Source organism: Prauserella endophytica, assembly GCF_005146945.1.
Taxonomy (GTDB): domain Bacteria; phylum Actinomycetota; class Actinomycetes; order Mycobacteriales; family Pseudonocardiaceae; genus Prauserella_A; species Prauserella_A endophytica.
In genome coordinates, this window is record NZ_SWMS01000053.1 from 1 (window position 1) to 24448 (window position 24448).

General features: G+C 64.7%; 24 protein-coding genes and 2 pseudogenes. 13 read left to right on the forward strand and 13 right to left on the reverse strand.

Annotated elements, in window-relative coordinates; genetic code table 11:
* Positions 1-307 precede the first annotated feature (307 nt).
* The 5 genes and pseudogenes from FCN18_RS41040 to FCN18_RS37885 form a co-directional block, all read left to right on the forward strand.
* A pseudogene (locus FCN18_RS41040) lies at positions 308-794 on the forward strand (IS982 family transposase); the annotation flags it as partial.
* Positions 795-959: 165 nt separating this feature from the next.
* Positions 960-1211 carry a hypothetical protein gene (locus FCN18_RS37870; RefSeq protein WP_137097484.1) on the forward strand — a complete coding sequence of 84 codons (252 nt, stop codon included), beginning with the start codon at positions 960-962 and terminating at the stop codon, positions 1209-1211.
* Between the two features lie 339 nt (positions 1212-1550).
* The gene (locus FCN18_RS39395) at positions 1551-1967 is read left to right on the forward strand and encodes a DddA-like double-stranded DNA deaminase toxin (protein WP_158303276.1); all 417 of its coding nucleotides are present in this window, start codon (positions 1551-1553) and stop codon (positions 1965-1967) included.
* Positions 1964-2440, forward strand: a complete 477-nt coding sequence (locus FCN18_RS37880; protein ID WP_116051722.1) for an Imm1 family immunity protein — start codon at positions 1964-1966, stop codon at positions 2438-2440. The genes FCN18_RS39395 and FCN18_RS37880 overlap by 4 nt, the downstream gene beginning before the upstream one ends.
* 733 nt (positions 2441-3173) lie before the next feature.
* Entirely contained in the window at positions 3174-5411 is a 2238-nt protein-coding gene (locus FCN18_RS37885; protein WP_158303277.1) for a helix-turn-helix domain-containing protein, read from the forward strand.
* 27 nt (positions 5412-5438) lie between these two features.
* On the opposite strand, the gene FCN18_RS37890 is transcribed toward FCN18_RS37885, so the two are convergent.
* The 10 genes from FCN18_RS37890 to FCN18_RS37935 all read right to left on the reverse strand — a co-directional run bounded on the left by FCN18_RS37890 (position 5439) and on the right by FCN18_RS37935 (position 14408).
* A complete protein-coding gene (locus FCN18_RS37890; protein ID WP_116051720.1) occupies positions 5439-6050 on the reverse strand; it encodes a hypothetical protein in 612 nt (203 codons plus the stop codon).
* On the reverse strand, positions 6047-7333 hold the full coding sequence (locus FCN18_RS37895) for a hypothetical protein (RefSeq protein ID WP_116051719.1): 1287 nt from the start codon (positions 7331-7333) through the stop codon (positions 6047-6049). Before FCN18_RS37895 ends, FCN18_RS37890 begins: the two co-directional genes overlap by 4 nt.
* Positions 7330-8169, reverse strand: coding sequence for an ATP-binding cassette domain-containing protein (locus tag FCN18_RS37900; protein WP_228714344.1), 840 nt, complete (start codon positions 8167-8169; stop codon positions 7330-7332). Before FCN18_RS37900 ends, FCN18_RS37895 begins: the two co-directional genes overlap by 4 nt.
* A gap of 1085 nt (positions 8170-9254) precedes the next feature.
* On the reverse strand, positions 9255-9779 hold the full coding sequence (locus FCN18_RS37905) for an Imm1 family immunity protein (RefSeq protein WP_116051718.1): 525 nt from the start codon (positions 9777-9779) through the stop codon (positions 9255-9257).
* 104 nt (positions 9780-9883) lie between these two features.
* A complete protein-coding gene (locus FCN18_RS37910) occupies positions 9884-10132 on the reverse strand; it encodes a hypothetical protein (RefSeq protein WP_137097486.1) in 249 nt (82 codons plus the stop codon).
* 30 nt (positions 10133-10162) lie between these two features.
* Positions 10163-11389 carry an IS110 family RNA-guided transposase gene (locus FCN18_RS37915; RefSeq protein WP_137097487.1) on the reverse strand — a complete coding sequence of 409 codons (1227 nt, stop codon included), beginning with the start codon at positions 11387-11389 and terminating at the stop codon, positions 10163-10165.
* Between the two features lie 794 nt (positions 11390-12183).
* Positions 12184-12735, reverse strand: a complete 552-nt coding sequence (locus FCN18_RS37920; RefSeq protein ID WP_116051950.1) for a DUF6624 domain-containing protein — start codon at positions 12733-12735, stop codon at positions 12184-12186.
* Positions 12732-13220, reverse strand: coding sequence for a hypothetical protein (locus FCN18_RS37925; RefSeq protein WP_116051951.1), 489 nt, complete (start codon positions 13218-13220; stop codon positions 12732-12734). The genes FCN18_RS37920 and FCN18_RS37925 overlap by 4 nt, the downstream gene beginning before the upstream one ends.
* Before the next feature lie 5 nt (positions 13221-13225).
* The gene (locus tag FCN18_RS37930) at positions 13226-13777 is read right to left on the reverse strand and encodes a hypothetical protein (RefSeq protein WP_116051952.1); all 552 of its coding nucleotides are present in this window, start codon (positions 13775-13777) and stop codon (positions 13226-13228) included.
* A gap of 271 nt (positions 13778-14048) precedes the next feature.
* Complete coding sequence (locus FCN18_RS37935) at positions 14049-14408, reverse strand: hypothetical protein (protein WP_116051954.1); 360 nt, start codon at positions 14406-14408, stop codon at positions 14049-14051.
* Positions 14409-15414: 1006 nt separating this feature from the next.
* Here FCN18_RS37935 and FCN18_RS37940 point away from each other — a divergent pair.
* From FCN18_RS37940 to FCN18_RS37950, 3 genes are all read left to right on the forward strand, one after another.
* The gene (locus FCN18_RS37940; protein WP_228714345.1) at positions 15415-16278 is read left to right on the forward strand and encodes a helix-turn-helix domain-containing protein; all 864 of its coding nucleotides are present in this window, start codon (positions 15415-15417) and stop codon (positions 16276-16278) included.
* A 34-nt stretch (positions 16279-16312) separates the two neighbouring features.
* Positions 16313-16543 (forward strand): DUF397 domain-containing protein, encoded by a 231-nt coding sequence (locus FCN18_RS37945; RefSeq protein WP_116051957.1) that lies wholly within the window; start codon positions 16313-16315, stop codon positions 16541-16543.
* A gap of 172 nt (positions 16544-16715) precedes the next feature.
* On the forward strand, positions 16716-18116 hold the full coding sequence (locus tag FCN18_RS37950) for a helix-turn-helix domain-containing protein (protein ID WP_137097488.1): 1401 nt from the start codon (positions 16716-16718) through the stop codon (positions 18114-18116).
* Positions 18117-18125: 9 nt separating this feature from the next.
* Here the strand turns inward: FCN18_RS37950 and FCN18_RS37955 are convergent, their stop codons facing one another.
* On the reverse strand, positions 18126-18794 hold the full coding sequence (locus tag FCN18_RS37955; protein WP_116051959.1) for an HAD family hydrolase: 669 nt from the start codon (positions 18792-18794) through the stop codon (positions 18126-18128).
* A 1095-nt stretch (positions 18795-19889) separates the two neighbouring features.
* Between FCN18_RS37955 and FCN18_RS37960 the strand changes: the two genes are divergently transcribed.
* The 5 genes from FCN18_RS37960 (at position 19890) to FCN18_RS37980 (ending at position 22914) form a co-directional block, all read left to right on the forward strand.
* On the forward strand, positions 19890-20675 hold the full coding sequence (locus tag FCN18_RS37960; RefSeq protein WP_137097489.1) for a hypothetical protein: 786 nt from the start codon (positions 19890-19892) through the stop codon (positions 20673-20675).
* A gap of 93 nt (positions 20676-20768) precedes the next feature.
* On the forward strand, positions 20769-20987 hold the full coding sequence (locus FCN18_RS37965; RefSeq protein ID WP_137097490.1) for a hypothetical protein: 219 nt from the start codon (positions 20769-20771) through the stop codon (positions 20985-20987).
* Complete coding sequence (locus FCN18_RS37970; protein WP_116051962.1) at positions 20984-21688, forward strand: hypothetical protein; 705 nt, start codon at positions 20984-20986, stop codon at positions 21686-21688. The genes FCN18_RS37965 and FCN18_RS37970 overlap by 4 nt, the downstream gene beginning before the upstream one ends.
* A complete protein-coding gene (locus FCN18_RS37975; RefSeq protein WP_116051963.1) occupies positions 21681-22478 on the forward strand; it encodes a hypothetical protein in 798 nt (265 codons plus the stop codon). The genes FCN18_RS37970 and FCN18_RS37975 overlap by 8 nt, the downstream gene beginning before the upstream one ends.
* A gap of 187 nt (positions 22479-22665) precedes the next feature.
* Positions 22666-22914, forward strand: coding sequence for a hypothetical protein (locus FCN18_RS37980; protein ID WP_116051964.1), 249 nt, complete (start codon positions 22666-22668; stop codon positions 22912-22914).
* A gap of 123 nt (positions 22915-23037) precedes the next feature.
* Here the strand turns inward: FCN18_RS37980 and FCN18_RS37985 are convergent, their stop codons facing one another.
* Both FCN18_RS37985 and FCN18_RS37990 read right to left on the reverse strand, forming a co-directional pair.
* Positions 23038-23259 (reverse strand): hypothetical protein, encoded by a 222-nt coding sequence (locus tag FCN18_RS37985; RefSeq protein WP_116051965.1) that lies wholly within the window; start codon positions 23257-23259, stop codon positions 23038-23040.
* 290 nt (positions 23260-23549) lie between these two features.
* Positions 23550-24373 (reverse strand): annotated as a pseudogene (locus tag FCN18_RS37990) (SAM-dependent methyltransferase).
* Positions 24374-24448: the final 75 nt, after the last annotated feature.

Below are 24448 nucleotides of genomic sequence, written 5' to 3' on the forward strand. Positions count from 1 at the left end.
CCGCAGGTAGAAGCCCTGCAATCGAAGGCCGTTTCAAGATCACCGCGATCGAACCCGCGGGCTTTTAATCCTTGGGTCCAGGGTTCGAGCCCCTGGCGGCCCACCGATTTCGTCATTGTGCGAACCACGCCGTTTGGGGCCGTTTCCGCTGGTAGGGTGGCTTGCGGCCCGATCAGGCCGCAAGCCCAGGGCAAGATGCCGCAGAAGCTCACCCAGCACTTCCAACGTGATGCTGAGCTTGAGGCCGAGGTCGGGGCGTGGCCAGGGTTGGAGTTGCTGTTCGCCGCGTTCCCGGTGGCTGATCGTGGTGCGATCAACACTCAGCGCCTCGGGCCAGACGGCACTGTGTGTGTTGGTCGATGATCACGTGGTGCCTTTCCGTGCCGGTCGTAGGCTCCGACCTGAGCTGACTGACAGTGAGCTGACCACGACAGCCGTCGCGCAGATGCTGCAGCACTACGACAGTGAGCACCAGCGATCCGGCACATCCGCGCCGACACCGAGTGGCGCGCGGCATTCCCTGGGATGTTGACCCAGTCCGGCTACCATAAGAGGTTGAACGCCGCGCAGCCGTTGCTGCGCAAAGAAATGCTCACAGTGCTGCGTGCTGCCCGTCATAGTTCGACGACATGTGGATCACCGACGCCCCCCGCTGCCCTGGGGATGTCGCAGGGAAACGGCGAAAGCGCTCGGACCTGGCCGGACACGCCAGCTACGGCTACTGCGCGTCGAACTCGCTGTGCTACTGGGGCGTGAAGCTCTACCTTGCCTGCACCGGCGACTGGGTGTCTGTCAGGCCGCTGAGCAGGCAGAGGTCGCCGCTGCGCAGATCCTGACGTAAAGCTCGTCCCGGTCGCCGAGATCGTGGTTACATGCGATTCGCCGACCTCGGGGTCTTCATGCTGGTCGGGTGACTCGCTGAACGAATTGTGTCGGGGGTCGAGTGCATGCTGTGTGCCATGTCTGTTGCTGACCTTCGTACGCAGTTGACGAACCTGGCCGCGCAACTTCCCGTTTCCCATTTGTCCGCCGCTTACCGGAACGCCGAAGACTCTCGGGCGACTTTGGTCATAGCATGGCGCGGCAGCGACCACCCATCAGCCCAGGCAGCGCAGGCGGCGGCGTCCGCCGCAGTGGGACGCATCGCCGAGTTGGTCGCGGTCTTGGAACAGGTGACCGAGGACATCGCCTACTACAACGAAACCTTGTGAGCGATGTCGGCGCTCAGCGAGACAATCGGTAAGCTCCGTACCGCTCTCGACACGCTTCCAGAGGGAACAGTTCAAAACGCGCACGGGCGGCTTCTCGATGACCTTCTTCCGCAGCTTGCCGCATTGGCCGCCGGCACCAATAACGGCAGCCGTCTTGCCATAGCACACACCCGCTTGGCCTCTCTGCCAGACGACGTGGACCAGGTTCGAACTCTTCTGCGGACCGTGCGCCGACACACTGAAGAGTGGATCAGCCAGCACGGTGACACCGCTCCTGCCTCCGTAGCACCCTCTCGCCCAGCGGCCCCCGCATCCGCTCCGACGTTCGCGGATCGCGTGGTGGGCTACCGTGCCAAGCTGGACAATCCCTGGCCCTATGGGAGGCCACTGCAGGGATGGCGGCTGGGTGACACCGGCGAGCAAGGTGATCAGGAGCTGGCCAGTGGGACCACCCTGACTTCCGGGCAAATCGACCCCGCCTACACGGCCGCGGTCCAGCGTGCGCGTGAACTCGGGTTGGCTCGCGGCGGCTTCGTGCCCGACATTGCTCGACATATCGAGATCAAGCAGGCCTCCACGATGAGTGCGGGCGAGACACGCTCCATCGTGATCGGCAAGGACCCGTGCGGAATCGACCCGGTCACCAACGTCAGTTGCCACCGGTTCCTCCGGTACTTCCTCCCACCGGATGCCACACTCATCGTCTACGGTCCACAGGGGGAGCCGTACCGGTATGAAGGGAAGCGCACCTCGTGACGATCCAAGCCCAATACTGGGTTCACGCCCCCGACCAGCCGCCCGCTGAACACGTCGCCACACTCGCCACACCCGAGCAGGTGCGAGAGTTCGTCACGCTGTTGTCGCGTAGCCAGATCAGTGACGCCATCCTCACCCACACCAGGCGCCCTCGGATCGAGACCTTGATCCCCGACGAAGACGACCCAGAGGCGTTCCTCACCGTGCCGGACCACTCCCTGATCGTCGGCATCCATGGCGAGCACGGAGCGTTGTCCTACCAGGGCAATGACGGCCACGGCATCGATCCGGTACACCTCTACAGCCACGGCAACGGTCCCGAAATGGCCGCGCTGTACGAAACCGATGAATTTCCTCCGCACTGCGAGGTTGAAATCGACACGATCACTGAGGCGCTGGTGGCGTTCCTGCAGACCGCGAAACGCCCGGTCACACTGGCCTGGCAATCCGCGTACGACTCCGCTCCGCAGTAATCAATCGCGGCGGGCTTCCTCCACCAGCGATATGGCGACATAGGACGGCCACGGGCTATCTGAATCGTCCAAGCGGGCGGGGGGATGCTTGGCCAACTGCTGAATGAGGCCGACCGACCCTCCCGGGGAGGGTGGACACTAAGTCTGCGCAACTTCAACGGTCGACTCACGCGCGACTTGTCAGTTCAGTCCCCTGTGGGTGGTCAGTAGGCCCGCACGGCAGGCGCTACCTCGCTTAGGAAAACTCCCTACCAGCAGCTTCGTAGTTTTTGGTCGCACGGAGAGTACTTCTACTTACCGCCGTTCACTCGTATGGGTCTAGTTCGTCTGGGTTGCTTGCGGTGCCCACGAAGCACGAGATACCAACCTCGTATTGCCGTTTCGCCAGTTCAGGGGAGGACGTCCCGATCTCTGTCGGGTGGCGACCACGGCGACAAGGGGAGGAGTCACGATGACGAAGCGCTGTCTGCCGATACGAGCGGTAGGCCATTCGAGTTGCCCTCGGTTCAGCCGTCTCCATCGAAGTCGTCCTCGCCTGCGAGTCATCGCTCGATCGCTGCCCAGTGGTACGCGACATCCGTGGGCGCGCTGACTCTTCGCCGTCTGCTTGTCGAACTCGGGTCCCCGCCTAATCAATTCGTCTCGCCGCACCGTGCCTGGTGCCGTTATTGCACGTGATTACACGTGATCACTTCATTTTGGGGAGAGTATGGCCGGGATAACACGTTTTGGGATGGAAGTGCAGCGTTGGCGGCGTCAGCGAGGCATATCGCTCGCAGTGTTGTCCGAGATGACGAGCTTCAGTGAAAGCTATCTATCGAAGGTGCTGCATGGGCATCGGTCGCTGCCGCTGTCCTTGGCCACCGAAATCGACACTGTGCTCGGGGCGAAGGGTGCACTGTTACGGCTGGCGGAGCGGGAGGAAGGCCTGACGCGGTGGGACGCGATGCGCCCGTCGCAGCTCCCGCCAGCGCTCGCCGATTTCGTCGGGCGAACGGAGTACCTGCGCACGCTCGATACGTCGCTGCGTATCGCTACGCCGCCGGGATCGGCGATTACGACGGTGATTGAGGGAGCGCCGGGCATTGGTAAGACCGCGCTCGCTTTGCACTGGGCCGCGTCCCTCGTCGAGCGGTTCCCCGCGGGGTGTCTCTATGCCGATCTGCAGGGGTTCGATGTCGAACAGCCTCGTCAGCCGGACGCGGTATTGGACGAGTTCTTGGGGGCACTGGGGGTTGCGCGGGCCGCTGAGGACAGCCTGTCGCAACGGACAGCGCGCCTGCGGTCGGTGTTGGCGTCGAGGCCGATGCTGGTCGTGCTGGACAACGCCGCCTCCTATGAACAAGTCCGTCCCTTGCTGCCCGGAGCCGGCAGCATTGTGATCATCACCAGTCGGGTTCATCTGTCGGGCTTAGCGTTGCACGCCAGCGCGACCCATGTGCGGCTGAGTCCCCTGCGGCTCCACGAGGGGGTACAGCTTCTCGGAGAGCTTGCCGGTCGCGCCCGTGTCGCCGCGGAAACAGCCAATGCGGAGCTTATCGTGCGCCACTGCGGGGGTCTGCCTCTGGCTGTGCGCATCGCGGGAGAGCACCTGGCGACACAACCGCACCTCACCCTCCGGGAGATGGCACACCAGCTCGGGCCACAGAGCAGCCGACTGGACTTTCTTGCTTCCGCTGACGAGACGACGAACGTCCGTGGTGTGATCGATCTGTCCTACCGGGCGTTGAAACCGGCGGAAGCGACGATGTTCCGGCTCCTCGGGCTCCATGCGCAGACGCCGATCAGCGTGGGTGCGGCGGCGGCACTGGCGGGAACCGACATCGCTTGTGGAACTCAGTCGTTGTCGGCCTTAGCCAACAGTCATCTGGTGGAGTCATCGCCGGGGCAGCGTGTGAAGATGCACCACCTCGTCCAGCTGTATGCCACAGAACGGGTACAGGCGGAAGAGACTCCAGCACAACGCGACGGCGCTGTCGACCGTCTCCTGCGGTGGTACTGCGCCTCGGCCGCCAACGCCACCAACGTGCTCGCGCCGGACTGGGCGGGACGCGCGATCGCTGTGGACACGGCCGGAATCAGCCCTCAGCAGTTCGCGTTCGACGATCACGCCGGGGCAATGGCCTGGTGTGAAACCGAGCTGGACGCCATCGCGAGCGTGACGCACCTGGCCGCGACTCGGGGCATCAGCTCCGCGTGGATGCTGCCCAGCACGCTGCAGCCCTTCTTCTATCTCACCAAGAAATGGAGTGCATGGATCGACAGTGCCAGCCAGGCGCTGCACTGCGCGAAGGCAGCAGCTGATGACGTGGGAGTTGCACGCTGTCAACAAAACCTCGCCGCTGTCCTCAGTGAACTGGGCAAGACCGACGACGCGCTGACGCTCTTGCAGGACGCGACTCGCCTTCATCACAATCGGGGTGATGACGAGGGGCAGGGGTGGACCGCCGTCACCCTCGGGTTGACCTACACCCGCATCGATCGTCCTGACGATGCCATCGCGGCGTTCACCGAGGCGGCGAGGTTGTTCGAGCGCGGTGGGCTCGAGCTCAGCGTCGCGGTCGTTCACGCGATGCTCGGAACCGTGTACGGGCGGGTTGACCGTCTCGACGACGGCATCGACTGTCTACACGAGGCGATTCGCATAGCGAAGCGGCACGACTCTCCCCTCGCGGAGAGCCTGGCTCGTCATCATCTGGGTGCCCTGTACCTGCACAGCGAGCAACCGCAACGTGCACTACCTCAGCTCGACCGGGCCCTGGCCATTCGACGCATCCAGGGTGAACGCTGGGGTTACGCGGACACACTCGTGGTGCGTGCCGAGGCGTTGACAGCCATGGGCGAGCACGAGTTGAGCATGGAGTGCCTCCGGGAAGCCGTTGCTGTTTTCGATGATCTGAAGGACCCGCGGGGCCTGGAGCTGCACGCCACACTGGCCACCAACCCCAGCTTCCTCGACACGGAACCGTGAACGACGGCCGAGGCGCTGGTGGTGTGGCTACGCGTTGCGGATGAGCCCCTGGGCCCAGCGGCTGGTGCCGTGGCTGTAGGCGTGGACGCCCACGGCAGCGAGCACGCTGATCGTGGCGAGTGACCAGTTGACGTTCACCCCGGGATAGCTGGCGAGGACACCGGGATCGTGTCCGCTCGCCGTGAGCACCACATTCGACAGATAAGCCGTGGTCACCGCGGCGGCGGCCAGCGCGGGTGAGAGCAGCGCAGACAGGGTGAACGTGGTCCCGCTCAGGATGATCACGTTGGGCAGGAGCCACACCCAAGCCACACCCTCGGGAAGGCGCATAACACTCGCGAGCAGGGGGAGCATCACCAGCAGGGTGCCGATGACGGGTACAGCAGCGGCGGCCAGCCTGGTCCGCAGGCCCCCGAAACGCTCCCAATGCCAGAAGCGCGGGCGAGCCAGGGCTGCCAGCACAACCGCGGCGACGAGGCAGATCAGCTCGACCGTCGGCACCTTGTGCGGCGGCGTCAGCGGATCGAGGTCCACGTTGATCGCGCTCACCCCGAACGCCCAGGCAAGAGCACTCATCGCAGCGGCGATGGCCGCCATGTACCCGATACGGTGTGCACGCAGCAGGTGCGTGACGATCACGGGAGCTGGTCCGTCGTCAGCTGACAGCCATGGATCATCTCTCGGTGATGCCGCATCCAGTCACGCAGCTGCATCACGGAGATCTCGTCGAATCGGCCGCTGGGCTCAGCGGGGGACAGCCCGAATCCCGCGTCGCGCACCAGCCGGTCGCCGAGTTCGGCGGCGAGGGAGAACTGCTCGGACACTTCGCCCGAATCCCCGATATCGCAGTTGTCGAGGCCGCTGAGGGAGTACGCGACCGCCGAGGCGGCGTAGTAGCCGAGGTCATTGGTCGGAAAAATCGGTATCCATCCCGTCGTCGCCTCCGGCCGCCGCGGATCCTCGACTGGGGTAGCCAGAGCGGTGTCCCGGAGCCTGCGCAAATCCCACGTCCCCTCGCCAGTGACCTGACGAACGCGTGTGACCGCGTTCGCGATCTCGGGAAGCTGCGAGCGGTGTCCCGCGTGGACACACACCTCGATCCCCGACACGTCGCGACAGAGACGGGGGTGAGCCGGTTCGGCGGTCACCAACCTCGGAGCGCTGACGAGGGGAACCGCCACGGCGAGTGCCGTGAGGGCCGCCGCTGCGGCGGTCGTCGGTGACGGCACCTTCCACCGGTGCTGCCGCGCCAACGCCCGCGCGGCGACCACAGCGGCGACCACGGAGATCAGGGTGAAGAGCCCGAGGCGGTACCACGTCAGCGGAACCGACTCGGTTTCCCCGAGCGCAGCCGGAACGTGCGTCACGGGAGTGACGGCCGACAGAGCGGCCTCGATGTGCGGAGACTGCATGAGGACGAAGGTGACAACCAAGGTGATCGGGGCCAGCCACGCGGTGCCGGCGAGAACACCGATCAAATACCCGACAGTGATCGCCGCGACCAGCCCGACCACACCGGTGAGCATGATCAACACGTGGGGGCCACCGTAGTCCGCACTGGCAACGGTCACGGCCACGAGGGGTAACAGCCCCAGCAGGTAGCTGATCGTGAACGCGATGGTCAGCGTGCGCAGATGCCGAAGCACGATCGGCATTCCCGCACGGGGAGCCCAGGGCTGGCTGGCGATTCTGTCCGGCGCGGCATGCCGCCCCGCGTAGTACGTGGCGGCTGCGGCGGCGATGGGAGCGGCGAGGAGCAGCTGCTCGTGGAACTGCTGGGAAGTCTGGATCCACTCCTGCCACGGCCACGCAAGACGAGGCCACGTTTGGGCCAACACGACCGCGATAATCACCAGGCTGGGTTGCAGGACCGCGAGACGACCCAACGGCCAGCCGCTCACCGACCGCAGCAGCGCCCTCATGCCTCCCCCAGCTTCGCGATCAGCGCGTCGTAGGCACGCTCAAACCGGGACCCCGGCGCAGCCTCAGGCACCGCGGCCCCATCAATGAGGCCACTGAGTTCGGCCACCGTGCCGTCGAACACCACAGCGCCGCCGGCCAGAACACCCACGCGGTCACACAGGTGCTCGATGTCTTCCAACAAGTGACTGGCAAGCAGCACAGTGCGCCGCTCGCCGACCGCCGCGACGCGCTCCCGCAGCCGGAGACGCTGCCCGGGGTCCAACCCCACGGTCGGTTCGTCCAAGACCACCACGGCGGGATCATGGGCCAACGCCGCCGCCAGGCCCAGACGCTGTCGCTGACCCCCGGACAACGCACGAACAGGATCCTCGCGCCGATCGATCAGTCCGACTTCCTCCAACGCCCGCACAGCCGCCTGCGGACAGTCCCGTTCCGCCACCCCATGGACCCAGGCGGCATAGGTCACGGTGTCGCCGACCCGCATCTCCGGGGCAAGTGAGAATCGCTGGGGCACAAAACCGAGCAACCGCCGCGCCTGCCGCCGCCCCGCCCCAGTCGACAGATCATGGTCCCCGACATACACCCGGCCAGAATCGGCTCTCAATAACGTCACCACCAGCGACAGCAACGTCGTCTTCCCAGCCCCGTTCGGGCCCAGCAACCCCGTCACACCTCCACCGAAGCCCCACGTGACATCACGCAGAGCGCGGCGACCTCGGTAAGAAAAAGACACCTCATCAAAACGAACCCGCACGAAACCCCCTCGTTCGCCGAAACTCAGTACACCCACACTCATGCCGCAGGGCATGGCGACCACCACAGCGGCGATCGCCACACCCCACGTCATACACCGTGATCAGTGGCAGAGCGATTTGTGACTACCCTCGGACACTCCACCGGTGGAACTTCTCGTTTCGATGTAATACGGACCCGGGATGCTGGTACACCCCGCACTGACCGTCAGGTGCACGTTGCGGATTCCGTGACGACTCGCCGACGACAGCCGACGGTCCGGCCACCACGCAATCTCCTCATACACACCCACGTTGACATCTGCGTGTGTGGAGCACCCGGCCCTGCCACCACTGCCCGAGAGCACCCGCCCGGTCTGCTTAATCGACCCCGCGTAGAGCCTGCACGCCTGGGTCTCGATCTCACCTGCCGACGTGTCGCCTCCCGCCCACGCGGGCGAGGACACCACTACCCCCGCACTCAATGTCGCTCCCACGAGAACCAGGGGTGCGACCAACCTTCGAACATTCACAGAAACCCTCCCCTATTCGATGTCCGACTCCGGAATTCGCTGAAAGACACGACCACGGCAGATTGCTCCCAGTGATTCGTCGCCTCCCCCGGAACCGTGAGATCACGCTTGCACAGTCTCAAATGAACAGTCAAGACCCAAAACACACTTTCCGAAAAGCGCAGAAACCCGGCAGTCATCCCGGCACAGGTTCGCTACACCTCAAACCCGCAGTTCGATGCAAGATTTGACAGGCGGGAACCATGGGACACTTGTGGATCGTGGCTGCGCACAAAAACGCAGTCCGGCACACAAGAGCACACAATCCGCACAGAGCAGTGATGCTCCGTCGTACTTCCCGGGCGCGTTCAGAATGCATAGTAGGCACGTGTTCGCCGAGATGTTCTCAATGCGCAATCGAATTGCATGAGTCCCGACAACGCTTGATTCAGGGTTCGTGCACGATCGGCGATGCGCGAGCGGCACAGGACGGCGGACCCTGACGAAATCAACACGGTGAGTCCCGGGAGCAGTTTCCCACCATCGCCCTGCTTCAGTCAGCTCCAGGTGCGCCCACACCTCGGAGCCGGGGTGACGGGCACCCAGTACACCCCCAACTGACGGTGCCCGTCACACCCACTTCAGGAGCGGCCCGCTTCTGCACTAGCGAAACGCACTCACGTGTTCTGGTGCTCGACGACCGCGCCATCAGTCCACAGCCACCAACCCGACGACCGGCCTATACCGGTACTCCTATAGGGAGTAGCGAGCGAGACGAAGTCGTTAACTTGCAACATCGCTCCACGACACTCGGTCGCTCCCCCGTCGCCAGGAACTCGTGCAGCCCTCGGCGCACGGTAGCCAGGGGAACTTCCACGCTCGCTGGCACTTCGCTGTGATTGCCCATGTAGATGTAGGAAACGACCGCGTTGGGGTCGCCATCCCCGATGGTCCAGCCACCCTTCAGTACGGGAGGTATACCCGATGAAGCCCTTCTCCTTGCCGAGGCCGACCTCTAGGGCAGGCGAGCGCTTCACCCCGGTGAGGACAACCTGGATCATGGGTGGCGCGTCGTGCTCGGCTGTCTCACCGAGGATGCGGTCGACCAGCTCGTCGAGTTCGGCAGCAGTGCTCACACGAATGACGACGTTGCCCTCGTCATCCTTCGGCGTCTGGTCGTACCAGATGGCGAGCGCTACCACTGCTAGCCTCCTTCAAATGCCACCCTCTCAAGCAAGATCGCTCGAGAAGTATGGAAGCAGGGTTCTGCGCGAGGGGCCAGCAGAAGCCAGCGCGAGCAACAACCTCAGCTAAACAACCTATCCACCTCCTCCACTGCGTGATAGAGGTTAATACTGAGAACCATCGCCTGGCGGGCAAGTTCTGCCAGCTCTTGAAGTTGGACACCTGTCTGCCCAACTTGCGGATGATGACTGGCATGCGGGGTGACACGTGCGAACGTTTGCACGGCCGCTTCGGCATCTCTACAGAACGCCGAAGCCGCGAGAGCGGCAGCTTCAACGAACTGTTGTGTTGCGGCGATATCAGACTTCATTACGTGAAAGACATCCCAGGAGCTGAAATGTCAAGCCGCAACGTTCTCGGCGTGATGCGACCAGGCGGTCGTCTCGTCGTAGAGGGTGCCGGTTTTGAGGCAGCCGTGCAGGATGCCCACCAGCCGGTTCGCCAACTGACGCAGGGCGGCGTTGTGCCCGGCCCCGCGGGCGCGCTGCCGGTCGTAGTAGGCCCGTGCTCCGGGCGAGGCTTTCAGCGCGGCGAACGCCTGGGTCATCAGCGCGTCGATCAGCCGGTCGTTATGCACGAACCGGGCCAGAGCGACCTTCTTCCTGCCCGACGCGCGGGTGATTGGGGACGTTCCGGCGTAGTTCTTGCGGGCCTTGGCGCTGATGTAACGGGCGGAGTCGTCGCCGAACTCTGCGAGCACCCGGGCGCCGAGCACCGGCCCCAGACCAGGCTGGGACAGGATGATCTCAGCGGCCGGGTGCTGCCCAAAATGGGTCTCCACCTGCCTTTGCAAGGCCTTCACCTGAGTGTTCAGCACGGTCAGGACCGCGATCAACGCCTGGACCGAGGCGGCATAGGCGCTGGTCAGGATCTCGGGCTGGCCCAGGTGCTCGGCCCGCAGCGCGGCCTGGACGGCCACCGCTTTCTCGGCCACATTCTTGCGGCGTGCGCGTTTCAATGCGCCGCTGATCTGTGCGGTCGTGAGCCGGGCGGCCTGAGCCGGAGTGGGCGCTTTGGCCAGCAGTTCCAGGCTGTCGGCGGCGTCCAGGTCCTCGAAGGCGATCAGCGCGGCCGGGAAGTAGTCGCGCAGCGCGTGCCGCAGCCGCTGGGTGTGGCGGGTGCGTTCCCAGATCAGCGTCTTGTGGGTACGGGCCACGACCTTGACCGCCTCGGCCTCGGTGCTGTCCCCGGCGACCGGGCGCAGCTCGTGGGCGTGGGTGCGGACCATGTCCGCCAGCACGTGCGCGTCACCAGCATCGCTCTTGGCACCCGAGACCCCCAGCCGGTCCCGGAACCTGGCCGCCTGCAACGGGTTAACCGCCAGCACCGTGTACCCAGCGGCGACCAGGGCCGCCACCCACGGACCCCGGTCGGTCTCGATCCCGACCAGCACCTCCACGTCCTCGTCGTCGGCCTCGCCGAGCTGCTCGCCGAGCATCGCGTGCAACCGGGCCATCCCCGCCACGCCCTCGGGCAGGCGAGCCTTGGCCAGCCGACGTCCGGCCATGTCCATCAGCTCGATGTCGTGATGGTCCTCGGCCCAGTCATCTCCCACGAACAGTCGCAACGGTCCTCCCGCTCTCGATGCCGATCACCCTGTGCAGCCAGTGGGAGAACCATCAGCGACCTAATCAAGCAGTGCTTCCCGCCACCCTCACGCGGGGCACGACATCCCAGCAGCGATCAACTCTCCCGGCCTACCGGCAGGGGCACTGTCTTTCACCAGGACTCGAAATCCAGGAACCGAGAGTGCTCACCTGCCGGCCGGCTACCAGCAGGAGTGTGCCGGATAGCTCACTCCCAGAACTGATTAGGAACTCAAGAACCTGACTTTCTCGCAGTTGCGGTTGAGCCTAGAAGTTGGGTGCGCCCCCTACCGCATGCGGGAAAGCAGGGGGCGCCGGACTCCGACGAGGATGCCCAAAGACAGGAGGACTACAAGTTCTCCAAGCCGTCTCGACTCGTCGGAGAAGATCAATATCTGGCCGGTGTTCCGGTGGTCGCCGGCCCGCGGCGTTGGGGCTCGGTGCCGACGGGTTCGCAGCGGTCATTGAAGATGTCGCTCAATGTCACAGTCATCTTCAGTACGCATCAGGCCCGACCTGATGCCGGCAGCATGACTCGGAGGCCAATCAGCGACGTGAGTACGCGGTCGGGGTGTCGGGATTGGGTACAACAGCGCGAGGCTCTCCACGGCGCATTCCGGGCAAATTCGTTGGTTCACGGGTCGGCGCGGGCTCAGGGAGTCGAGCACGAGTTGGCCGTCGTGCAGGTGGCGGGTGCAGACGGAGACGTCGGTGCCGGGTAGAGCTGTGTGGGCGCGCTCGCGGTGGTAGGGGCTGATGCCCCAGTGCAGTGTGGTCATCGGGACCCTCCGGGGGTTGCGGTAGTGATCTCGTCGTAGTTGAGGTAGGCGGTCTCGATGTCGGAATCGGGGATCGGGTCGAGGCCTATGTCGGCGCGTGCGAGATTGACTTCGGCCGGGCGGTGCAGCGGGTAGAGGCGGCCGGGCGCGCTGCCGATCTGCAGCCACTGGGTGCAGTAGTGCTGTGGTCGTCTCTGGTCGGTGGCGACCCGATCGGCCAGGTAGGCGAGGTCGCGCGATGCGGCGTCCTGGTTGGCTACGGCGGCGCGCAACTGGGGTAGCCACCACGCTCGGTACGGGGCGGGTGCGTGCTGGGCCAGCAGCCAGGCGGCGTGGGCTCCATCCACTCCGACGGCGCGGTGACCGGGCCAGCCGTGCACCGCCACGATGGGCGCGAGCCAGCGCACGTTGTCCTTGTCGACTTGATGAACGTGTTGCCACTGTTGTGGTGTGGGAGCGACCGGGTCGAGCTGTGCGCGGGCGCGCTGATCGCTAGCGGCACGATCGATCAGTTCGTCGCGCAGCGCGAAGGCGATCGAGGGCGTCATGGCTTCTCCTGTCGGGTGTGCGGCACCGAGGCGGCCAGTGCGCAGGTGGTGGCCAGCAGTGGGGCTTGCGCGGGCAGATCGGCCCGGGTGGGCCAGTCGATCCAGCGCCAAAGATTGAGCGTCTCGGTCTCTGGCGAGGGCAGGACCACCAGCGCGTTGTCGCCGATCACGCTGATACCCATCAGCACCAGCGCGGCCACGTGTTCCAGGGTCGCGCTGCCAGGACCGCTGAGGAACGTCCACCGCTCTCCGCCCGGGTGCACGATCGCCGGGGCTGGCATCGCACGCACCCGCAAGCTGGGAGCGACCTTGCGGCCCAGCGCGGCGGGCATCGTGACCCCGCCGAGCAGACCTCCGAGACGCAGCACGATCCGGTTGCCGTCTACCAGCTGGGCGGGCAACCCGCACACCACCCCGTAGTACTCGCACCGCAGCCATGCGGAGTCTCCGGCGGCGGCCGGGGGTGCAACGACCTGGACAGACATTCCCCTCAGTCCCTTCGCCTGTCGGCGTGCAACGCGGCCCACGCGGTGGCGTGATCGGGCAATCGCCAGTCGGTCGCTTCCGGTGCGACTCGCCAGCGGGAGATCCGCCATGGCGCCTGGCTCGGCGGCAGCAGCAGGCACCCCTGTCGCGTCGATCGCGGAAGGTGGCTCGCCGCGTGGTGAGGGGCGTGTTCGACGATGAGATGCCAGCGCGGGCCTGGCCCGACCAGGATCGGCCCGAGACACCCTGCGTCCCGCAGGACCGCTTCGGTCCGGCGATCACCGGCACCGAGATCGATCGACCCGACCGCGCCAGGGCACAGGAGAATAGGCCAGGGCTGGTCCGTCCACGCCTGAAACGCCTCGTCCTGAGACAGGGGCCCGCCACGGCACACCAGGTCGGCCTCCTCGGGCCGCGACTCGGGGTCGAGGGTTCCCGCGCCAGGATGTGCAGCCGGGATACCAGGGCAGATCGGCCAGCCATGTGCGGCGTAACCGGTCGCGGCGCAGCGCATCTCCGTCAGCTCGCCCGCCGGATACGGATGTGTGCTCAACACTGAGCATCACCCGCCTCTGGCTCTGGCCGGAGCACCTCGTCCGCGGACGCACCTTGGTCGCTCGGCACCGTGGGGGTGAACCAGTCATGGAATTCCGCCACCGTGCGGCGCGGTTGGTCCGTGTTCAGCCGATACAGCCCGTCGAGCACCTGCTCGTACAACACAGCGCGCTCCGAAACCGCATCGTTCGAAGGCGCGGGAGTGGGTGCGGTCGACGAGACCGGACTGGGCAGGGGCTCGGGTACGTAGGTTTCGTCGAGGGCGCGCCGATTCACGATGTCGGCCTTGCCTGCGCGACCCGCTCCAGCAACGCAATCACCACGCTGAAGGGCGGCAGCAGCGGGTTTCGCTCAGGAGGCAGCACCCAGCCGCAGTCCCCCGAGCCCGTTGTCGCTCCTCCGGGATTGGAGGGCAGCGCGAACGACGTCCCCTCCGGGTACAGGCGCACCCCGGCCTGTATCAAGGATTCCGGCAATGCGAAACCGGCTCGACGGCGCGTCGCGGTCAACACCGTCCACCGCCGGGGCGCGTGCCGCAGGACAGGACCACGCAGGCAACCCGCCCAGAGTTCAGCGACCACTGGCCGCGCCAATTCCACCGGTACGTCGATGGCATCGACGGCCTGCCTCATCAGGGTCGTTGCACGGCCCCCTGCGCCGTGCAACGACCCTCGGTGGTGCTGACGACTGATCATTTCGCAGGCTCCAGTCATCACGCAGCCTCCGACAGGACAGCAGTTGAGCGCAGCGCATGACGGCCACTGGGCTCGCCATCACCATCGTCACCGAAATCCACTCGAACCCGTCCGGCCGCCGCCTCCACGTGCGAACCAGCCGGATGCTCGCAATGTGGCGTCGGCGCAGCACCGGGATGGCTGCGAGGGGCGGGCACTCCATCTCGCGCAGCCCCATCGAGCCGTGCATACAGCTCGATGGCCTCCTTCAGCGCGGCACGCAACCGGCCCGCCGCCAGAGGATCGAACACCGCGACGCTGGAGCCGTCGATCGTGAGCTGAGGCCCGTGTTCAGCGATCGAAACCTGCGCATACCTGCGGTGGCTATCGCAATCACGACACGGCACCATCCATGCGCTACGCCGGGGCTTCCAGCCCACTCTGACCAGCAATGCGAGGATCGTTGAGCACCTACGGCGTTTCATTCTGCGCCTCCCGTAGCCGTCACGGAGTGCGGCAGCGCACGCCGACTGCGGTGTGTCTGCGTTGGTGAAGAGCGAAGTTCCGAAGTGGCTCTGTTAGCACGTCGGCGGTTCGTCGGCTGGACGACCGATACCCGGGGCGCCTTGCTACGTGGCCCGGTAAAGCCCTCGCCCCGGCAACGACGGACTCTGCGCCGTTCGGCGGCATGCCACCAGCTTGCGGTGACACCAACCAGGCACCCCACGAACAAGGCTGCGAATGCCAGCAGAAGCAGCGGGTTGACGGGCGGGGTGTGGAAGACCGAGGAGGCGACGTCCACGGTCGGTCGGCTGGTAACGTAGATATCGAACATCTAGGCACCTCGCTAGGCTGGGAGCACAAACGGGTTACCTACTGACCATAATTTAGATATCTATATTAGATAGTCCGCCATTTGGGTGAATGATCGGCGACCGGGGCGATGAGGAAACAGGAGACCAGGGTGACGCAGGGAGTGGAGCAGCCTCAGCATCTGCCGGTTGCCGTTATGAAGATCGTTCTCGGCAGCCTCCTGGAGCGCCGACGCAACGAAGCTGGAGTAACGCAAGAACGGGCCGCGCAGAGCCTCGGCTGCGGGCAGTCGAAGATCGCGTACATCGAGGGCGGCGGCGGGATCAAGTTGGCAGAACTGAACGTGCTTCTGGAGCTCTACCAGGCAGACGAAGCCGATGTCGCCTATGCGCGGTCGCTGCAGGCGGAGAGCAACAAGCGCGCCAAGCGTGGCGCGTTCAGCACGCGCTTCAAGCAGCAGCTACGGCTCTTGGTAGACGTCGAGCCCACGTGCAACAGACTGCTTAGTCACAGATCGACGGTCATTCCAGGCCTATTGCAGACCGAAGCGTACATGCGCGCCCAGGCACGTTCTTGGCGTCCGTCGCTCACGTCGGAAGAGATCGACCGCGACACGGCCAACCGGCTCGGTCGTCAGTACGTTCTCGACCACGAGCACCAGTACTTCTGGTTCATCCTTGACGAGGCTGTCCTGCGTCGCACGCCGCTGCCAGCGAAAGAGATGAAGGCTCAGGTCACGCATTTGATCGACGCGATCGACCGGCCCAACATCGAGATCCAGCTCGTACCGTTCAGCGTCGGGTATTACATGGGACAGGGCCATGACTACAGCGTGTTCCGGTATGAGACGAAGCCTCCGGTGAGCGTGGTCTACCTGGAGCGATACAACAAGGGCGAGTACGCCGAGTCTAAGGAGACCAAGGGATACCTGGAACTCTTCGATCAGCAGAAGGCAGCCGCTGCTGGACAGGAGCACACGAGGCGCCTGTTGCTTGAGTTCGCCGCTAGCCTGTAGATCGAACGACTTTCACGAAGGGGTGTCACCCGCGATGCACATTCAGAACAGCCACAAGTCACACCTCAACACCGACTTCACCGGCTGGGCGAAGTCTCCCGTCAGCCATCCCAACGGTAACGAGTGCGTCGAGATTGCCTTCACCGACAACGCCGTCGGCATGCGGGACAGCCGCAAACCTGACGGCGCAGTGCTCGTCTTCGACCATGCCGAGTGGAACGCCTTCGTCGCTGCAGTCGAGTCTGGTTTCTTCCGGCGCCAGTAACACCCGGCTGCGACTTGGCCAGTCTATGCCTCAAATCATCGAGAACATACTGCCACTAGACAGCCACGACACAGCCATGTCGCCGCCAGTTCCTAAGCAGCCACCGTGCGCGGCATATCCCCAATTCAACGAAACACACCGTTCGCGCAGGGAGAGGAGGAGTCGTTGACTGATGAGCAGCACTCGACGCTACCCACCCAATACCAAACTGGCCTGGGAACGACTTCAACACGGCTGGAGTCGTCAAGAACTGGTCAACCAGATCAAACGGAGCATGGAGCTCGCAGGTGACGGCGGCTGCGGCCTCACCGCAGACACGGCTCGCCGTTGGGAGTCTGGTGAGCGGTGGCCAGAGCCTCAGTTTCGTAAGCACTTGGTGCTCGTCTTAGGCAAGCCAGCCACTGAGCTGGGACTGCTCACCGATGACGAATTGGCGCTAGCACCGACCGAAGCCCAAAACGAAGTGCTGTCGCCCGAAGACCGCCAGCTGGACGGCCTTGCCTGCCAGGTAATGACGAGTATGTGGGACATGGGGAAGGGCAATGGCCGTGGGATCAGCCGCCAGACCTTCCTGCGGATACTGCTCGCCGTTGCCAGCACCGTACCGTTGCTGCCTCCAGACCTCGCCGAAGCCGCCGACACAGTGACGAGCCCGAATGCCGCGGCCCGAGACCCCAAGGTCCTCGCCGGCTATTCGGACATCACCGCTCGACACCGGCAGCTCTACTGGACTTCGCCACCAGGGGCCCTGCTCGAAGCTACCGTCGCGCACACTCAGCTCGGCGTCTCTCTCCTTCGTGCCCGACCGGCGTCGTCCTCGGCCCGTGAGCTGGCCTCCTCCGTTACTGAATCAGCCCTGCAAGCCGCACGGCTGGCATTCTTTGATATCGGCCAGCCAGAACTCGCCGCCTGGCCCTTCTTGATCGCACAACAGGCAGTAGACCTGGCTCGCGATTCCGCGCTGGCTGCCGCCGTGGCGGCCCACCGATCTTTTGTCCCGGGCTTTCGCGCCGCAGTGGGGGATGCAGCTGCCGCACGTGCACTGCTTGAAGTAGCTTCCGCACATGCGCGATACGCTGGCGGCCCACGCTTGCGCTCATGGCTGCATTGCGTGGCAGCGGAAGTCCAGGCACGCACTGGCGACACGGACGCCAGCCGGGACCGAATCCGCCAGGCTCAGGAAGCCCTCCACACCGAGGGCGCCGATCCAGAATGGCTCGATTTCTTCGACGAAAGCCGTCTCGCGGGATTCGCCGGGAACGCCGAACTGCTCGCTGGCCGCCACAAGTCAGCCAGTCGATGGTTGCAACAGGCCATAGAAAACCTACCCCAGAGTGAGAGCAAGCAGCGCACAGTCCTGCTCTTCGACCTGGCCCTAGCGGCAATCCCGAACGACCCGGACAAAGGCGCAAGCCTTGTCCACTCCGCGTGCGAAGAACTTGAACGAAACCCATACGCAGCAGCAGCACTCCGCATCCCAGCTGTGACAACAGCACTGACTGGCACGCCCTACGAACGCGAAATCGCGGATCGAACGCACGGGTTGCTACCGTCTGTACCTGCGCTCGGCTAGGGGGTTCCTCTACCGACTTGCCTCGCCGATCACGTTGTACTGCTTGACTAAGTTCGCCAGCCCGCGCAGATCTGGGATGTCAAAAAGGAGTCCTTGCTCGGCATCGGTGTCCGCGAGAATCCTCCCCCATGGGCCTCGACGCACCAGGGCCGTCTTCAAACCGAGCGCCTGCGCGGGACGCACGTCCCAGTCGAGCCGGTCGCCTACATACAGGACGTTCTCCGGTGGCGCGTCCGCTTCCTCCAGCAGTCGGTGAAAGAACTTGTCGGATGGTTTGTCTGCACCCCAGCTGCTCGACGTCCCTAATACGTCCAACGGCAGCTTCAGGTCGCGCAGAATCGCTTCGGCTCGAGCTGTCTGATTTCCTGAAACACCAACGAGAATCCGTTGCTGCTGAAGTTCGCTAAGGCAGGCCCGGACGTCGGGGTAGAGGTCTTGTTCGTCAAAGGTCTCTGGCTTCCCGGCTTCTGCTCGACGCTGACGTTCCGCAGTGAGATCAAAGCCGGGACGGAAAATCTGGAACACTTCGCGATAGTCATGACCCATCGCGATAACCGAACCGAAGACAGCAGAGAACTCGTGCCTAGAGACACCCAACCAGTCCGCCCACGTGCCGTACTCCCGAGTTTCGTTGACCAGAACTTCGCCCACGTCGAAGAACGCAGCCTTGATCACCATGTGTTCTCAGCACCCTTCTCGTCGCTTCACTCTACATTCTGCCCGACGGGCAGCTGCGCTCCGCGCCAGGCCATAGCATGGCTGCCTGCTGGCAGTGACATGGCGGCTACTACCCGCGCACGCGGGCATGTTGAATGCGTGAACCGAAGCCCAGCGAGGAGTTGACAGCACGCAGGTGACATCGTCAGCGAACAGGAAACTGCGGTAGCAATCTTGTGGCACTTCAGAGCTGCAGCCTTACCTAACCTCGCTCATTATGACCAGATCACGCGGGGGTGAGAAAATGACTGTTCGTCTACGCCAATTCGAGTCGTCACGTTTTCCAGTCCGCAAAGCGCTGCTTCCGCGCTTGCATAATGGACTGACACGCGGAAGTCCTCGATGTATTCCGATGTACAGGCTCGGCAGATTCTTCCACCTGTGTGCAGGATATTCCCGGATGACCTTTACTGAGATGTCAAAATCTGGAACCGATGCTCCGCGAAACCCTAGAACTATGCTCCCTGACCAGAATCATGAAGACCAGTGACTGGTTTGAACAACAGACCCAAGGCGTCCTCACCTCTATCAGCCCAGGCTCATCCCTCGGGGCCTGGTAGCGAGGTGAGGCACGGGGCGGCACGACCATTCGGCGCTTCGACGACTCCCCCTCCTGCCGATGGCCGTGCCGCCCCAATCCCTGCACGCGGGCTAGAGCCAACGCCGCTGGTGATCGTGTTGCCTGCGCAGACCCGGGCGGACACCGTGGCGGCCGTGGCCGAGTACACCGAGCGCGCGGTCCTGGCGACGACACCTGCCCGCTCGGTCAGCACCGTGCTGGTGGACACCAGCGCTGCCGACGATCGCAGTACGCGGTCGTCGTTCCAGGCCGCACGGTTGTGGGGTTCGCGTCTAGAACTAGGAGTTCCCGGCGCCGAGTGGGGTGCCGCAGTAGCACGGGGATTGCGACACGCCGCGCAAATCGGCGCCAGGGAGGTAGTCCTGGCCGATTCAGCGGTACCTGCGGATCTTGATGCACCGGCCGGACACACCCAGATCGCGTCGGCATTGACGCAACTGCGTGCCCAGGAACGGCCAGGAGTGGTGTGCAGCCCGTTGGCCGCTCCGTGGTGGCAGCGTCTGCTGGCCATCCACGTGCTGCGGCCGATGTGCGCACCCACACTGGGAGTGACGCTGCTCGATCCACAGGCCCGCACTCTGGTGCTGTCCGGCACGGCCATACCCGCCGCGCTCGCACCTACCTGGGGATTGCTGCGCATGAGCTGGGAGCACGGGCACGGCCTCGGTATCTTGGCAGCCGTCTGCCAAGCCGGTCTGAACCTCGGACAGACCCTGCCCCGCATCCCGCACCCAGACGTGTTCGCTCGGTCGATGAGGCGAGACCCGCTGGACCGCAACGACGCTGCTCCCCTGCTGCGGATCGCGCTGCGGATGGCGTCGATCCCCACAACGGCGCGCGAGCCAGCTCCGGTGGTGCCGTGGGTGGCCGATCTCGGCTTGATTCGGGGACAGCTTCCGCCACCGGAGGTGTTCACCGCGATGCTGACCCAGTGCGTCCAGGCAGGCCACGAGGCAGCGGCGCCCGCGGGAGTAGCCGCGGGCTGGCCCGAGCCGTTGCTGGCCTCATGGCACACCGCACGCACATTAAGAGCCAATATCCCCGCGCTCACGGAAGGGCTATGGCTGGCCTACCTGGCGCGACTCGGGCCGTGGCTACGCTTCGCCGCCAGCGCGGGTGGCTACACCCTGCCCGCCCGCACGTCGGTGGTGGCGGCGGCGCGCCAGTTCTTGCTGGCCACAGGCACACCGATCGCGGCCGAGCAGACCGCTGACGATTCCTACGGCGAGGACCTCGTCCCACCTCTTCCCGGCACTGGCTGAGCGTCGCAGGGCTCACCGGTCACGTCTCCCGACGCGAAGTACCCAACGAGGAAGGTTCAAATGCCACGACGACATTCAGCACCGGGTGACACCGTGGACTGCACAACGGTCAGCGGTCGCGACTGCGCCGAAGTGTTCACCACCGCAGGCACATGGCTGGCCGACCCTGCACAGGCCGACCTCCAAGTCTGGGGCGCCGAACTCGACCAGCCGCGTCGTCGCGATGCCGAATCCGACACGAATACGTATCTCGACCTGTTCTACACACGTTCCGGCGACGAAGCCCACAGCATCCAGGAACAAGTCGAATGACCACACAGGCCAACCCAGACCGTCTCGTCGCGCGGATCGCGCTGTTCGGAGCACTCGCCAGCGCCTTCCACGGAGCACACCTCTGGGCGGATCACTGGCTGCAGAGGCCGAAAGACGCTGTCCTCAAGGGCTTGCACGGCGACGAGCTCGTGTATCCCAGCGACGGCGCCCTGGTCTGCGAAGTCGAGGGCCCGCGTGAGGGTGAGGTTCCGGTGCCGGCCTGTGTCGTCGGCCGCCGCGCGGCCACTAGTCACGTGCTGACTTATACCGCCGGGCAGCTGGTCGTCACCGAGGCCGTGGCACGCGCTCTCGGCATGCGGTTGCCGTGGCGTGCCCGGCTTGTCGGCACCGCGATCAATTTCGGGACGCACTGGATCATCGACCGCCGCCACTTCCTGCTGTGGCTGGCACAGCGAGTCAACCACAAGGACACCTTCATCGCGTACGCCACCGTGATGCGCAAACCCGACACCCCGCCGGACACCTCCGGGCCAGGCACCGCGCTCTACGACCTCGACCAAGGACTCCACAAGGCACTGGGGGTCGTGGCCGCCGCGGTGACCGCCCGACTTGCCGTGCCCGGGCCGTGTCGCCGACGGCGAGGTGCCCCCTGCGAGTCCCCGGCTCCGCCGCTCCAACAACCCAGGCCAGGCAACAGCATCGATGTCTTCGGCGAAGGCGTGGAGTGGCCCCGTGGGTAAGTCGGTTCCCGATTTCGATTGGGCACTGGAGAACCTGGAGTTCCGCGATATCGAGCACCACCCGACCTACGGTCCGCTGCTCGAACAACTCCTCGTGAAGCGTTTTCGCGCCAGGATGTCGCAACACGCCCTCGCCGACCGGTTCGGCTTTCCCCTCAGCGGGATCCGCCGAGTCTTGCGCCGTGGCGGTGCGGCAACCCGTCCGCAACCCGAGCCAACCACTACCCCGCCGCCCAGTAGCGCCGACCTGGACTCGTGTTCCGATCAGGGCTCGCCTGACCCCCTTACCGCACGAGAGGAATCTTCAGCGGAAGAGGTGACTACGGCACAGCTGTCAGAGGAAACCCTGGGGCTGTTCGCCACAGGCATTGGCGAGGCAATGCGGTTCGAGCGCAATCGTCGGGGGTGGACCCGCAAAGAGATGCGACGCGAGATGGGGACAGACCGCTCACTACAGACCATGGCAACGCACGAGCTCGGAACGCGGGCGATGTCGATGTGCCAGTTCATCGAGTACTGCCATGTGCTGGACGTGCGGCCAGGACCGATGGTCGATCGGGTGTACCACGACGTGGTCGACACACGCGAGAACGCGATAGTCATAGCGGACCTGGACAAGCTCGCCAGGTCCGAGTACCCGAACCTTGCCGCCTGGGCCGAAATCCGGCTGCGTTCCCTTCCCGCGTCCGCCAGGGGAATGTTGCCCCTTCCCCGGCAGGCCCAGGACGCGCTCGCCGCGCTGTGCAAATTCGAGCGGCGTCAACTCTTGGAAATCCTGGGCGCCGCGTAGATGTCCCGCGCAACTAGCCGGTCCTGCGTCGACAAACGTCGGTGCCATGCGCGTCCCGCATCTAGCGCTCTCCAAAGGGGCCGACCTGGTGTGGTGCCCGAGTGCTCTCCGGTGGCTTCACACGCCCGTAGCGACCCGTCAGGTCTACCGGCAGAGTCCCGTCCTCGACCGGAAGGAGCCAGTGGCGATGAGCGACTGGTTCCTTCCATCGGAAGAGACCGTGCGGTTCCACCCCGTCCCACCGCCGGAGACGTCGTCCGAGCGGACCGTACAGTTCCCTGCCATCCCAGGTGAACCCCGAGCGGAGCAGACGACGGACCTGGTTCTGTTCTCCACCCCACGCCCTCGCAAGCTGCACGACTGGATCGCCGCGCAGATGCCTGAACCCGAGCCCGAGTGGCCGACCGTGGACCTGGATTCCCAGGACTACACCTGATTCCACCCACGACACATCGACCCGTGCATGAGACATGCCCCCTCCCGGAGCACGTCTCCGTTAGATTCCGCCAATGTGACAGCCCCTCGGCTCTACACCCATGCAGGGGCCAGGAAACAGCCGCTACGAATCGAGCCGATCGTGCGACAGGCCTATGCTGGGTGGCAATTGCCGAACACCGGATCTGCGTCGCCACCTGGCGGCCGATATCCACCCCACCAGCACCAGCACTCCCATCCCCGCCGCAACGAACAGCCCCTCGCGCCAACCCACGAACAGCACCATGAGCGACGCCGGTGTCACGATCGCCAACACCGCCAGCCCGAACCCTTCGCCGTCGATCACTCCACGACTATAGACCGTCATTCCACATGCACCCTCATTTGCAATGATCGCGAGAAGCATTTCCTGGCGACGTTTGGTCACGGTGAGAGCGGTTGTCGGACACTCCACTCAGAGAGCAGCGCAACGACATTGCTGCTGCGGTTTCGCAGTAGCAAGGCAACTAATGGGACTCGTGGCGCGTTACCGACGCGAGGGCGCCGTCCGCGTACGGAGACATCGAGCCACGTCACCAAGATCGGGTCGATCCATGAAGTGCAAACGCTAAACCGCCGTCCGGCCGCCCGCTTCGCTCAGCTCGACACCGGTTTGCGCGCAACGGCACCCAGGATTGTGGCGTGCATATTGGAAGTGTCCGGATCCTGCTCCTGCGGTCGCCAGTCCTGGATGGGCACGAGCCCGGGCTCGACGATCTCCCAGTCGCCGGCCAGCGCGCGGATCTGTGGCGTCGTGCGTGAGTGGACCTGGTTGATGGTGCGCTGGGTGTAGTTGTCGGCAATTTGCCCGGCGCTGTCGGGTGTGTCGGGCCGGTCGAAGGTCACGTGATTGAAGGCGAGCAGAGAACCGGCCGGGACCTGTGACTGGTAGAAGGCCAATGCGGGCGCGGGGTCGTCGATGAAATGCAGCAGCGAGACCGTCAGCAGCGCGAGCGGTTTGCTGGGGCCGATCAGTCCTGTGTCCAGTACTTGTTCCCAGAGCTGTTCGGCGTCGCGGTAGTCGGCGCAGATGGCGCCGTGGCGTGCAGGGTCAGCGGTTGTGCCGAGGAGGATCTCGCTGTGCGCCCGGCAGATCGGATCGTTGTCGATGTAGACCACGTGCGCCTGCCCGGGGGCGTGCTCCTCCGCGATCTCGTGCACGTTGTTGCCAGTGGGCAGCCCCGAGCCGATATCGACGAACTGGGTAATCCCTCAGCGAGCGCGAACTGGACCGCGCGCCGCAAAAAGGCGCGGTTGGTCAGCGCGAGGGTGCGGATCTCCGGGTCGAGGGCCAACTGCTGATCGGCGAACTGGCGATCGATTGCGTAGTTGTGGCTCCCGCCGAGCAAGTAATCGTAGATGCGCGCAGCGCTGGGTTTGTCCAGACTGTCCGCCAGGACGCCGGAATCGTGTTGCGCCATGTATGGGTCGGCACTGTCATGATTTCCGTGTAAGCCACGGATGATGTGTTTCTTATCTTAGTGGAGTGGTATGCG